The organism is Curtobacterium sp. MCBA15_016 (genome assembly GCF_001865105.1).
Lineage (GTDB): Bacteria > Actinomycetota > Actinomycetes > Actinomycetales > Microbacteriaceae > Curtobacterium.
Genome location: NZ_MJGR01000034.1, coordinates 91,415 through 103,811 on the forward strand (window position 1 = coordinate 91,415; position 12,397 = coordinate 103,811).

Annotated in this window: 7 protein-coding genes; 4 read left to right on the plus strand and 3 right to left on the minus strand. The window is 72.0% G+C overall.

Annotated features, from left to right (window positions below; all coding sequences use genetic code 11):
- Positions 1–109: 109 nt before the first annotated feature.
- On the plus strand, positions 110–1,846 hold the full coding sequence (locus BIV03_RS14270) for a hypothetical protein (protein ID WP_071296164.1): 1,737 nt from the start codon (positions 110–112) through the stop codon (positions 1,844–1,846).
- Entirely contained in the window at positions 1,843–2,847 is a 1,005-nt protein-coding gene (locus BIV03_RS14275) for a tetratricopeptide repeat protein (RefSeq protein WP_071296165.1), read from the plus strand. The genes BIV03_RS14270 and BIV03_RS14275 overlap by 4 nt, the downstream gene beginning before the upstream one ends.
- 231 nt (positions 2,848–3,078) lie before the next feature.
- Here BIV03_RS14275 and glgB read toward each other — a convergent pair whose 3' ends face one another.
- From glgB to BIV03_RS14290, 3 genes are all read right to left on the minus strand, one after another.
- Positions 3,079–5,649 (minus strand): 1,4-alpha-glucan branching protein GlgB, encoded by a 2,571-nt coding sequence (glgB, locus tag BIV03_RS14280; RefSeq protein ID WP_071296335.1) that lies wholly within the window; start codon positions 5,647–5,649, stop codon positions 3,079–3,081.
- A 182-nt stretch (positions 5,650–5,831) separates the two neighbouring features.
- A complete protein-coding gene (locus tag BIV03_RS14285) occupies positions 5,832–7,832 on the minus strand; it encodes an alpha-1,4-glucan--maltose-1-phosphate maltosyltransferase (RefSeq protein WP_175475877.1) in 2,001 nt (666 codons plus the stop codon).
- 141 nt (positions 7,833–7,973) lie between these two features.
- Entirely contained in the window at positions 7,974–9,992 is a 2,019-nt protein-coding gene (locus BIV03_RS14290; RefSeq protein ID WP_071296166.1) for a glycogen-debranching protein, read from the minus strand.
- A 58-nt stretch (positions 9,993–10,050) separates the two neighbouring features.
- On the opposite strand from BIV03_RS14290, the gene BIV03_RS14295 reads away from it, so the two are divergent.
- Complete coding sequence (locus BIV03_RS14295; RefSeq protein WP_071296337.1) at positions 10,051–11,214, plus strand: cysteine desulfurase family protein; 1,164 nt, start codon at positions 10,051–10,053, stop codon at positions 11,212–11,214.
- A gap of 61 nt (positions 11,215–11,275) precedes the next feature.
- Complete coding sequence (gene prfB / locus BIV03_RS14300; RefSeq protein WP_070419094.1) at positions 11,276–12,385, plus strand: peptide chain release factor 2; 1,110 nt, start codon at positions 11,276–11,278, stop codon at positions 12,383–12,385.
- Positions 12,386–12,397: the final 12 nt, after the last annotated feature.

Consider the following 12,397-nt stretch of genomic DNA (forward strand, 5'->3'; position numbering starts at 1 on the left):
CTGTGACCGCGGACAGCGGTGGGGGATGCGCCGTCCAGACTCCCTCGCTATCCTGGAGCGCTGATTCGCGCGCCGACACCCCCACCCCGGCGCGGTAGGGAGAAGATCCGTGCGATTCGTCCTGGCGATCGTCAGTTTCGTCATCGGGCTGCTGCTCGTCGCCCTCGCGGTCGGCCAGCGGACCGTGTTCGAGCCACCGTCGTCGCTCGTCGCGGCATCGTCCTCGAAGAGTTCCGCCCCGGTGACCGTGATCCCGGGGTCGACGCTCAACGCCAACCCCGGCTACCAGCGCATCAACGTCTCCGGCTCGGGCAAGGTGTTCGCGGCCTACGGCAAGACGAGCGACGTCGACGCCTGGATCGGCGACGCGAAGCACACGACGATGCGGTTCGACGCCGAGCAGGCGAAGCTCGTCGGCCGCACGACCGGGTCCGAGTCCACCGTGCCGGACCCCGCGGGAAGCGACCTCTGGTACCAGGAGTACGACAGTGCCGGACAGTTCACGGTCCGTCTGCCCGAGGACGTCAGCGTGATCATCGTCGGCGACGGCACGGCCGCGGCCCCGAGCGACGTCTCGGTCACGTGGCCGCGCGACACCGCGACGCCGTCGGTCGGTCCGCTCCTCGTCGCCGGTGGCGTGTTCCTGGTCGGAGGCATCGTCCTGCTCGTCTGGGCGTTCGTGCACCAGCGTCGTGGTCGCGGACCCCGCCGCCGCAGCGGGGGCTCCCGTCCGCCGCGCGTGCGTGCCTCGCGCCGTGCCGCGGCCGCCGGCGCCCAGGTACCGGTCCGCGGTCGTCGTGGCCGCCGGGCGTTCGTGGCGATCCCGGTCCTGCTCGTCGGGGCCCTCGGTCTCGCTGGCTGTTCGTCCGACTACTGGCCGCAGGGGGCGTCCGCGGCCAGCCCGACGCCCACCGCGACGGCGACCGGGACGGCTGCGCAGACCGAGCCGACCGCCGCCACCAAGCAGCAGATCACCCGGATCGTCCAGCGGGTCGCGTACGTGGCGAAGCGTGCCGACGACGCTCGCGACGCGAAGCTCGCCGAGCAGCGCTTCACCGGTGCGGCCCTCGACCTGCGCGCGGCGAACTACACGATCCGCGGCAAGGACTCGGACGTCGACGCCCCGCCGACGATCTCGGGGGAGCAGGTGTGCGTGGCGCTGCCGCAGCAGACCGACTCGTGGCCGCGCACCGTGTTCGCGGTCGTCGCCGAGGACTGCGACGCGAAGTCGGCCCCGCAGGCGCTGACGCTCGTGCAGGACTCCGCCCGCGACGACTACAAGGTCGCCTACGACGTCTCGCTCGAGGCCGCGGCGAAGATCCCGAGCCTCGCGCCCACGTCGATCGGTGCCGCCCTGCTCGCGTCGAACACGAAGCTGCTCGCCATCGCACCCGACGAGATCGCGAAGGCGTACGGCGACATCCTCTCGAAGGACAAGGACAGCTCGTACGCGTCGCTGTTCCAGGCGGACGGCGACGGCCTCCGGTCGACCATCGGCAAGGCCTACAAGGACAAGAAGTCCGAGTCGCTGCCGGACACCGCGAAGATCGAGTACTCGTCCGAGGTCCCCGACGACAGCGCCGTGGCGATCGCGACGGACGGCGCCGGAGCGCTCGTGTCCGCCGACCTGAACGAGGTCGAGAAGGTCACGCCGACCGCGGCCGGCGCCGAGGTGAACACCGAGGGTGCTGTGAAGGCGCTCTCCGGTGTCGACTCCAGCACGAAGGGCATCAGCGCGACCTACGGCGTGCAGCTGCTCTTCTACGTGCCCCCGGTGGGCACCGATGACAAAGTGGTCCTGCTCGGGTTCACGCAGGGCCTGACAGCAGCGAGTGAGGTGCAATGACCAACGTCCCCCCGACCCCGTCCGGTCTCCGCGGAGCCGTCGACCTGTCGTCCCTGGTGGACCGCGCCCAGCGGCCGCCCCAGCCCGGCGGTGCCGCTACCGGCGGCCCCGGGTCCGGCGTCGCCGCCGGTGCTCCCGGCAGCGAGACCGGTGCCGACCTGACCGTCCCGTCGCTCGTCCTCGACGTCACCGACCAGACCTTCCAGGACGTCCTGCAGCTCTCCACGATCGTCCCCGTGATCGTCGACATCTGGGCCGAGTGGTGCGGGCCGTGCAAGCAGCTCTCGCCGATCCTCGAGCAGCTCACCGCCGAGTACGACGGCCGCGTGCTGCTCGCCAAGGTCGACGCCGACACGAACCCGCAGCTCGTGCAGGCGTTCCAGGCGCAGTCGATCCCGACCGTGGCCGCGCTCATCGGCGGACGCCCCCTCGGGCTCTTCGTCGGTGCGCTGCCCGAGGCGCAGGTCCGCGATGTCTACGAGCAGGTCCTCGCAGCAGCCGCCGAGAACGGTGTCTCCGGCCGCGTCACGGTCGACGGAGCGGCCGCGGCCGACGCCGTCGAGCAGGGCGAGCCCGAGCCGGAGCCGCTGCCGCCGCACCACCAGGCCGCGTACGACGCGATCGAGCAGGGCGACTACGCGACCGCGATCCAGGAGTACAAGACCGCGATCGCGCAGGACCCGCACGACCAGATGGCCGTCGCCGGGCTCGCACAGGTGTCGCTGCTCGACCGGCTGAACGGCCGCACCGCGGACGACATCCGGGCTGCTGCGGCCGCCGGGCCCTCCGACGTCCAGGCGCAGCTCGCGGTCGCCGACCTCGACATCTCGGGTGGGCACGTCGACGACGCGTTCGGCCGGCTGCTCGACCTCGTCCCGACGGTGTTCGGGGACGAGCGCGAGGCGCTCCGCGTGCGGCTCGTCGAGTACTTCGAGCTGATCGGCACCGAGGACCCGCGCGTGGTCGCCGCGCGCCGGCGTCTGGCGAGCGCGCTGTACTGAGCGCCGACGCGTCGGCGCGGGACGCGCCTGACGCGCCAGGCGCGCCGGCGCAGGCGTCGAACCACGAAACCGACGTCGAACCACGGTCGCACCCTGGTTCGACGTCGGTTTCGTGGTTCCACACCGTGGTTCTGTACCGCGGTCGTGGTCGCGTCCGGGACGCGACCACGAAACGGACGGGAGGCACGGTGCCAGCGAGCACCGCGCCTCCCGTCCGTCGCGTGCGCGGGGCTAGCGCGCCAGCTTCAGCCAGACCGCGCCGAGCGGCGGCACCACGAGGTGCGCGGACGCCGGACGCCCCGCCCACGGGGTGTCCTCGGCCGTGACCACGCCGAGGTTGCCCACGCCCGACCCGCCGTACTCCGCGGCATCGGTGTTGAGGACCTCGTGCCAGGCACCGGCCGCCGGCAACCCGAAGCGTCGCTCGACCGGCACGCCGGAGAAGTTCACGAAGACCGCGAGCCGGTCGTCGCCGTCCTTCCGCAGGAACCCGAGCGTCGAGTGCGGTGCGTCGCCACCCTCGATCCACTCGAAGCCGTCGGCCGTGGCGTCGTGCGTCCAGAGCGCCGGCGTCTCGCGGTACACCCGGTTGAGCGAGGACACGAGGTCCTGCACACCGCGGTGCCCCGGGTCGTCGAGGAGCCACCAGTCCAGCCCGCGCGCCTCGGACCACTCGCTGGGCTGGGCGAACTCCTGCCCCATGAAGAGCAGCTGCTTGCCGGGGTGCGCCCACATGAACGCGAGGTACGCCCGCACGTTCGCGAGCTTCTGCCACTCGTCGCCGGGCATCTTGCCGTAGAGCGATCCCTTGCCGTGCACGACCTCGTCGTGGCTGATCGGCAGGGTGAACTGCTCGCTGAACGCGTACACGAACGAGAACGTGATCTCGTCGTGGTGGTAGCTGCGGTACGCCGGGTCGCGCTCGATGTACTGCAGGGTGTCGTGCATCCAGCCCATGTTCCACTTCTGGCCGAACCCGAGCCCGCCCGCGCTGGTCGGCTGCGTGACGCCCGGCCACGAGGTGCTCTCCTCGGCGATCATCACGATGCCCGGGTAGCGCTTGTACGCGGTGGCGTTCGTCTCCTGCAGGAAGGAGATCGCCTCGAGGTTCTCGCGTCCGCCGTGGATGTTCGGCAGCCACTCGGTGCGCGAGTAGTCGAGGTAGAGCATCGAGGCGACGGCGTCCACGCGGAGCCCGTCGATGTGGAACTCCTCGAGCCAGTAGAGCGCGTTCGCGACGAGGAAGTTGCGGACCTGCGGCTGCCCGAAGTCGAACACGTACGTGCCCCAGTCGAGCTGCTCGCCACGGCGGGGGTCCGGGTGCTCGAACAGCGCGTAGCCGTCGAACTTCGCCAGGGCCCACTCGTCCTTCGGGAAGTGCCCGGGGACCCAGTCCATGATCACGCCGATGCCGGCGGAGTGCAGCCGGTCGACGAGGTACCGGAGGTCGTCGGGGGAGCCGAACCGGGCCGTCGGGGCGTAGTAGCCCGTGACCTGGTAGCCCCACGATCCGCCGAAGGGGTGCTCGGCGAGCGGCAGGAACTGCACGTGGGTGAAGCCCGTGTACTGGACGTGGCCGATGAGCTGGTCGGCGACCTCGCGGTAGGACAGCCCCGGACGCCACGAACCGAGGTGGACCTCGTAGACGCTCATCGGACGGTCGTGCGTGGTCGTCCGTGCCCGGTGCTCCATCCACTGCGCGTCGCCGTCGGACCACTCGTGGTGCGACTCGTCGATCACGGAGGCGGTCAGCGGCGGGACCTCGGTCCGGCGGGCGAACGGGTCGGCCCGCTCCACCCAGCCGGAGTCGGTGAGGAGCTGGAACTTGTACCGCTGACCGACGAGGGCGCCGGGCCAGAACAGCTCCCAGACACCGAGGTCGGTCAGGCGACGCATCGCGGTGGTGCGGCCTTCCCAGCCCTCGAAGTCACCGATCACCCGGGCTGCGGTCGCCCGCGGGGCCCAGAGCGTGAACGAGACGCCGTCCACGCCGTCGACCGTGGTGACGTGCGCGCCGAGGTGGTGCCACAGCTGCTCGTCACGGCCCTCGCCGAAGAGGTGCAGGTCGAGCTCGCCGATCGTCGGGGGGAACCGGTACGCGTCGTCGGTCGTCCAGGTGATGTCGTCGCTGTCGGTCGACGGGTCCGGGTCGTAGTCGGCCTCGACCCGGTACCGTCCGAGCTCGCCGGGGGTCGCGCCGGCCCAGAGGCCGTCGCCCTCGTGCGTGAGCTCGACGTCGTCACCGTCCGGTCGGACGATCCGCACGGCGGTCGCGAGGTGGCGGACAACCCGGACGCTCGTGCCGCCGTCGACGGGGTGCGGTCCGAGGACGTCGTGGGGCTGGGACCAGCGGGCCTCGGCGACCTGCTGGCGGAGCCACTCCTCGACGGGGGCGGGACGCGGGCCGGTCGTCTCCGGCGTGGTGTCGGTCGGACGGGAGGCGCGGGTCGACCCCGCCTCGCTCGTCGCGGCGAGCGGGCTGCCGCCTTCGCTGGTCGGCGCGTCCGCCCCGTCGCCGGGGCCGTCCGTGTCGCCCGCGTCGGCCGACGTCGTGACGCCGGTCGCGCCTCCTGTGCCGTCACCGGCGGCCGCGGACCGCTCGACGGACTCGACCGCCTCGACCGTGACGTGGCGCGGGTGGGCCGCGTCGGACGCGTGTCCGGCGAGCGTGGCCGACTCGGCGACGTCGCGGTCCGGCGCTTCCCGTCGGGCCGGGGGTGCACCCGGCAGGTCCTCGCCGGGCGCCGAGACACGCGGCTCGTAGCGGGGGGTCGCAGGCTCCGGCGATGCCGACGGACGCAGTCCTCCGGCTGCCGGCGTCTCCGGTGCGACGTGCTGCGCCGGGTGCGTCGGGCGCGGGGTGTCGGCCGGCATGCGGCGGGGCAGCACGGGCGGCGGGGGCGGCGGCACCGGCGGAACGCTCGGCCCCTGCCCCCGGTCGTTCGGCGCTGCCGTCGGTGCGTCGTCCTCGGGGTGGGTGTCGGTCATCGGTGGGGTCCCTCCACGACGAGCAGGTGCACGGGTTCCTGGAACGCGTCCAGGCGGACGTAGTTCGACGATCCCCAGACCCAGCGCTGGCCGGTCACGACGTCGCGGACGTCGAACGCCTGCTCCGGGTCGAGGCCGAGGGCGGCGAGGTCGAGGTGGACCGTGGTCTCACGGGCCGAGTGGGGGTCGACGTTCGCAACGACGATCACGGTGTCGTCGCGCCCGGAGCGGATGAACCGTCCGGGCAGGTGCTTGGAGTACACGACGATCGCCGGGTCCTCGGCGTCGTGCACGTGCAGGTTCCGGAGCTGGCGGAGCGCCGGGTGCGCCTGCCGGAAGCGGTTGAGCATCGTCACGTACGGCGCCAGGCTCGCACCCTCGGCCTCGGCCAGGGCGAAGTCACGCGGCTTGTACTCGTACTTCTCGTTGTCGATGTTCTCTTCCGAGCCGGGGCGTGCGACGTCCTCGAACAGCTCGTACCCGGAGTACATGCCCCACGTCGGCGCACCGGTGGCCGCGAGCGCCGCACGGATCTTGTACCCGGCGCGGCCGCCGAACTGCAGGTACTCGGTGAGGATGTCGGGCGTGTTCACGAACAGGTTCGGACGCAGGTACGCGCTCGTCTCGTGCGAGAGCTCGTCGAAGTAGTCGGCGATCTCGTCCTTCGAGTTCCGCCACGTGAAGTACGAGTACGACTGCTGGAACCCGACCTCGGCGAGGGCGCGCATCATCGCCGGGCGCGTGAACGCCTCGGCGAGGAACACCGTGTCGGGGTGCTCGTCGCGGATCTCGCGGATGACCCGTTCCCAGAACCAGAGCGGCTTGGTGTGCGGGTTGTCCACGCGGAAGATCCGGATGCCGAGGGCGATCCAGTGGCGCAGGACCCGCAGGACCTCGGCGACGAGCCCTTCGGGGTCGGTGTCGAACTGGATCGGGTAGATGTCCTGGTAGCGCTTCGGCGGGTTCTCGGCCGTGGCGATGGAGCCGTCCGCGCGGACCGTGAACCACTCGGGGTGCTCGGTGACCCAGGGGTGGTCGGGCGAGCACTGCAGAGCGAAGTCGAGCGCGACCTCCATCCCGGTGTTCTTCGCCGTCTCGACGAAGTCGCGGAAGTCGTCCTCGGTGCCGAGGTCCGGGTGGATGGCGTCGTGCCCGCCGTCGGGGCCGCCGATGGCCCACGGGCTGCCGGGGTCGTGCGGCCCGGGGGTGAGCGTGTTGTTCGGACCCTTGCGCGCGGTCGTGCCGATGGGGTGGATCGGCGGGAGGTACACCACGTCGAAGCCCATGCGCGCGACGCCCGGGAGCCGTCGTGCCGCGGTGCGGAAGTCGCCGCTCTTCCACGAGCCGTCGGGGTTCTTCTTCGCGCCTTCGCTGCGGGGGAAGAACTCGTACCAGGCGCCGACACCGGCGCGGGTGCGCTCGACGTCGAGCAACTGCGTGGGCGAGTGCGTCCGGAGCGAGGTGAGCGGCGCTTCTTCGACCTCGCCCGTGATGCGCGGGTCGTCGACGGCGGCGAGTCGTTCGGCCGGGTCGAGGTCGGTGTCGCGGATGCGCGCCGCCGCACGCGTGGCGGCGGGGGAGTCGGTCTCGTCGGCGAGTCGGTCGAGGAGCGCCGCCCCGTCGAGCAGGGTGGCCTCGGTGTCGACGCCCGCGGCGATCTTCAGGCGGGCGCCGTGCAGCCAGGACGACCAGTCGTCGGCGTAGGACTCGACGTGCCACGTCCACACACCGGTGTGGTCGACCTGGACGGTCGCCTCGTAGCGGTCGGTGCCCGGGGCGACGAGCACCATCGGGACCGTCCTGGTGCCGCCGTCCGGTCGTTCGAGGACGAGGTCGGCGCCGATGATCCCGTGCCCTTCGCGGAAGACGGTCGCACCGAACGTGATCACCTCGCCGTCGAACGCCTTGCCGGGGAACCCGTTGGGCGTCGTGGGGGCGAGCTCGGTGATCGGGATGCGCCCGATCTTCGGTCGGCGGGGTCGGTCTGCAGTGGCCACGGAGCCGACGCTACCCGGCGAGCGCCTCCGCGTTCCCCGGAACGTGCCGTCCGTGGAGACCCGGGCGCGCCGTGGCGCTGTGGAGGAGCACCGCGCGACCGTCGTGCCGGAGCCGACCCGCGCCTCCTGGACGGGCCGCCGTCAGGCGATCTCGAACACGTGGATGCCCGGCCCGTACGCCGTGAAGACCTGACCCGCGGGCCGGAGCCGCTCGTGGTCGCGGTGCTTCTCGCTGGACCAGGCGAGCCGGTACCCGAGCACGTCCTCGCGCACGGGCAGCGTCATGTCCCGCGTGCGCCCGCTGCCGTGCACCACCACGAGGACGCGGTCGAACGGCTCGTGCTCCGGCGTCGACTCGACGAAGTACTGCAGCGCGCGGTGGATCGGCTGGTCCCACCCTTCGGCCGTCATCGGGTGGCCGTCGGGCCCGTACCAGGACATCCGGGACGCGCCGGGCGTCTCCTGCCCCTCGACGCCGAACCGGGTCGGCCGGAGCGCGGGGTGCGCGGCGCGGAGCCGTGCGAGTGCCGAGACGGCCTCGGTCATCGCCTCGGCGTCCTCGTCGTCCGACCAGTCGACCGGGGTGAGGTCCTCGGACACCACGTAGGCGTTGTTGTTGCCGTGCTGCGTCCGGCTCCGCTCGTCGCCGGCGGTGAGCATCGGCACGCCCGCGGAGAGCATGAGCGTCGCGACGAGGTTCCGCATCGATCGGCCCCGCGCCGCCCGCACGCCGCGGTCGGCGGTGTCGCCCTCGATGCCGTGGTTGAACGAGCGGTTGTCGTTCGAGCCGTCGCGGTTCTCCTCGCCGTTCGCCTCGTTGTGCTTGCCGTCGTACGACACCAGGTCGAGCAGGGTGAAGCCGTCGTGGGCGGTGACGAAGTTGATGCCGGCGAGCGGCCCGCGTGCCGTGTCGAAGAGGTGGCGCGAGCCGGTCAGGGCCCCGGCGAGCGCGCCGATGCCGGTCGCGGGGGCGCCGTGGCGTCGCTCCTCGGCGATGTCGGTGAGCCAGAACTGCCGCACGGTGTTCCGGAAGCCGTCGTTCCACTCGCTCGTGCGCGCGCCGAACGAGCCCGTCTTCCACCCGTCCGGTCCGACGTCCCACGGTTCGGCGATGACCAGGGTGTCCTGCAGGTCCGGGTGGTTCCGGATCCGCTCGAGCAGCGGGTGCGACGGGTCGAACACGTGGTCGGCGTCGCGGCCGAGCGCCGCCATCAGGTCGAACCGGAACCCGTCGACCTGCACCTCGCGCGCCCAGTAGCGCAGGCTGTCGACGATGAGGTCGGCCGTGGCCTCGACCGAGGTGTCGAGGGTGTTCCCGCAGCCGGTGGTGTCGTAGTACGAGGCGCCGTCGGCGGTCCACCGGTAGCGGTTCGCCCCGTCGATGCCCCGGAGCGAGGTCGTCGGGCCGCCGAGGCCCTCTTCTGCGGTGTGGTTGTAGACGACGTCGAGGACGACCTGGATACCGGCGGCGTGCAGGAGCCGGACCATGCCCTTGAACTCGCGCAGCACCGCGGAGGCACCCTCGGCCCGCGCGCCGGGGGAGGCGTGGGCGGCGTGCGGCGCGAAGAACCCGAGCGTGTTGTAGCCCCAGGCGTTCTCGCGTCCGGCGTCCCGCAGCCACCGTTCGGTGTCGAAGGCGTGCACGGGCAGCAGCTCGAGCGTGGTCACGCCGATCCGGTGCAGGTGCGCGATGGTGCTCTCGTGGGCGACGCCGGCGTACGTGCCGCGGAGGTCCTCCGGGACGGCCGGGTTCGTGGCGGTCAGGGTCCGGACGTTCGCCTCGTAGACGACGACCCGGTCGAGCGGCGTCGTCGGCTTGACCACCCCGCCCCAGTCGAACGCGTCGTCGACCACGACACCCGTCCAGCGTGGTCCGGTGCCGCGCACGATCCCTCGGGCGTACGGGTCGAGCAGCGGACGCTCCGCGTCGAACTCGTCGCGCGGACCGGCGGGACCGTCCACGAGCAGGTGGTACGTGTCCCCGGGTTCGACTCCCGGCACGGCACCCGCCCAGACGTCGCCGGACCGCGTCAGCGGGAACGTGCCGCGGCCGTCGACCACGACCGACACGGCCGTCGCCGTCGCCGACCGCACCGAGAACCGCGGGACGTCGGCGGTCAGGAGGAACCCCGGGGTCTCGTCGATCGCCGTCTCGTGCATGGCACCAAGGGTACGAGGACCGACGAGTATCCTGGAAACGCTCGTTCAGGGGGTGCAGATGCCGGTCTACCTCGACCACGCCGCGACGACGCCGATCCTGCCGGAGGCGCTCGCCGCGTTCACCGCCGCGCTCGGCACCGTCGGCAACCCGTCGTCGATCCACAGCGCGGGGCAGCAGGCGAAGATGCTGCTCGAGGACGGCCGCGCCGCCGTCGCCGCCTCGCTCGACGCCGACCCGGTCGAAGTCGTCTTCACCTCCGGCGGCACCGAGAGCATCAACCTCGCCGTGAAGGGCATGTTCTGGGCGCGGCAGCAGGACCGTCCGCGCCCGCGCATCGTCGTCCCCGGTGGGGAGCACCACGCGACGGTCGACACCGTCGAGTGGCTCGAGCGCCACGAGGGCGCGGTCGTCGACGTGGTCCCGTTGGACGCGCAGGGTCGCGTCGACCTGGTTGCCCTGGAGGCGCGGCTCGCCGACGCCTCGGACGTCGCCCTGGTCACGTTCCTGTGGGCGAACAACGAGGTCGGCACGATCGCGCCGGTGTCGCGGATCGTCGAGCTCGCGCACGCCGCGGGCGTGCCCGTCCACAGCGACGCGGTCGCCGCGTACGGCCAGGTACCGGTGTCGTTCGCCGCCTCCGGGCTCGACGCGTTGAGCGTGTCGGCGCACAAGATCGGCGGCCCGGTCGGCATCGGTGCGCTCGTGCTCGGCCGTCGTGCGAGCGTCGAGCCGCTCATCCACGGGGGCGGGCAGCAGCGCCAGGTGCGGAGCGGGACGCAGGACGCCCCGGCAGCGGCGGCCTTCGGGGTCGCGGCCTCCATGCCGCACGCGGACGTCCGGGCACTGCGGGACCGGCTCGTCGCCGGGGTCCGGGCAGCGGTGCCCACCGCGGTGCTGATGGGGGACCCGGTCGACCGGCTTCCCGGCAACGCGCACTTCACGTTCCCGGGCTGCGAGGGGGACTCGCTGCTCTTCCTGCTCGACGCCGCCGGGGTCGCGGTGTCGACCGGTTCGGCGTGCCAGGCCGGCGTGCCCGAGGCCTCGCACGTCCTGCTCGCCATGGGGCTGTCGGAGCAGGACGCCCGCGGTGCGCTCCGGATCACGCTCGGGCACACCACGACCGACGCCGACGTCGACGCGTTCCTCGCCGCGCTGCCGGACGCGGTGGCGCGCGCCGGAGCCGCGGGGATGGCGTCGAGGGAACCGCTCCTGGGACGCTGACCGGTCCACGGGGGCCGAGCCGCGCCTCCGGGGCTGGGAAGCACCGGTAGGATCGGTGATCATGGTCGAACTGGACTTCACCGAGCAGCTCTCCGCCCTCCGCGAGACCTTCGGCAACATCCGCTCGGTGGTCGACGTCGACCGCCTGCAGCGTGAGATCGCCGACCTCAGCGAGCAGGCCGGGGCCCAGGACCTCTGGGACGACGTCGAGCACGCGCAGCAGGTGACGAGCGCGCTCTCGCACCGGCAGTCGGAGCTGAAGAAGATCACCGACACCGAGCGCCGCATCGACGACCTCGAGGTGTTGGTCGAGATGGCGAACGAGGCCGACGACCAGGACTCCGCCGACGAAGCTGCCGCCGAGCTCAAGGCGATCCAGAAGACGATGGGCGACCTCGAGGTGCAGACGCTCCTCGACGGCGAGTACGACGACCGACCCGCGGTCATCACGATCCGTGCCGGTGCCGGTGGTGTCGACGCCGCGGACTTCGCCGAGATGCTGCTGCGCATGTACCTCCGCTACTCGGAGCAGCACGGCTACAAGACCACCGTGATGGACACGTCCTACGCGGAAGAAGCGGGCATCAAGTCCGCGACGTTCGAGGTCGACGCCCCCCACGCCTTCGGCACCCTGTCGGTCGAGGCCGGCACGCACCGCCTCGTCCGGATGTCGCCCTTCGGCGCCGCGGGCAAGCGGCAGACGTCGTTCGCCGCGGTCGAGGTCATCCCGCTCATGCCGGAGACCGAGTCGATCGACATCCCCGAGAACGACATCCGCGTCGACGTGTTCCGCTCGTCGGGCCCCGGTGGGCAGTCGGTCAACACGACGGACTCCGCGGTCCGCCTGACCCACATCCCGACCGGCACGGTCGTCTCGATGCAGAACGAGAAGTCCCAGATCCAGAACCGTGCCGCCGCCATGCGCGTGCTGCAGTCGCGCCTCCTGCTCCTCAAGAAGGAAGAGGAGAACGCGAAGAAGAAGGAACTGGCCGGCAACATCACGGCGAGCTGGGGCGACCAGATCCGCTCGTACGTGCTGGCGCCGTACCAGATGGTCAAGGACCTGCGGAGCGAGCACGAGGTGAACAACCCCTCAGCCGTGTTCGACGGTGACCTCGACGGGTTCATCAACGCGGGCATCCGCTGGCGCAAACAATCCGACGATTCCTGAGCCGCGCGCCTC

Coding starts and splice junctions, on each gene's coding strand:
- BIV03_RS14290 (WP_071296166.1), bottom strand. CDS start 9,992: ATGCACGAGACGGCGATCGACGAGACCCCGGGGTTCCTCCTGACCGCC.
- BIV03_RS14275 (WP_071296165.1), top strand. CDS start 1,843: ATGACCAACGTCCCCCCGACCCCGTCCGGTCTCCGCGGAGCCGTCGAC.
- BIV03_RS14295 (WP_071296337.1), top strand. CDS start 10,051: ATGCCGGTCTACCTCGACCACGCCGCGACGACGCCGATCCTGCCGGAG.
- prfB (WP_070419094.1), top strand. CDS start 11,276: ATGGTCGAACTGGACTTCACCGAGCAGCTCTCCGCCCTCCGCGAGACC.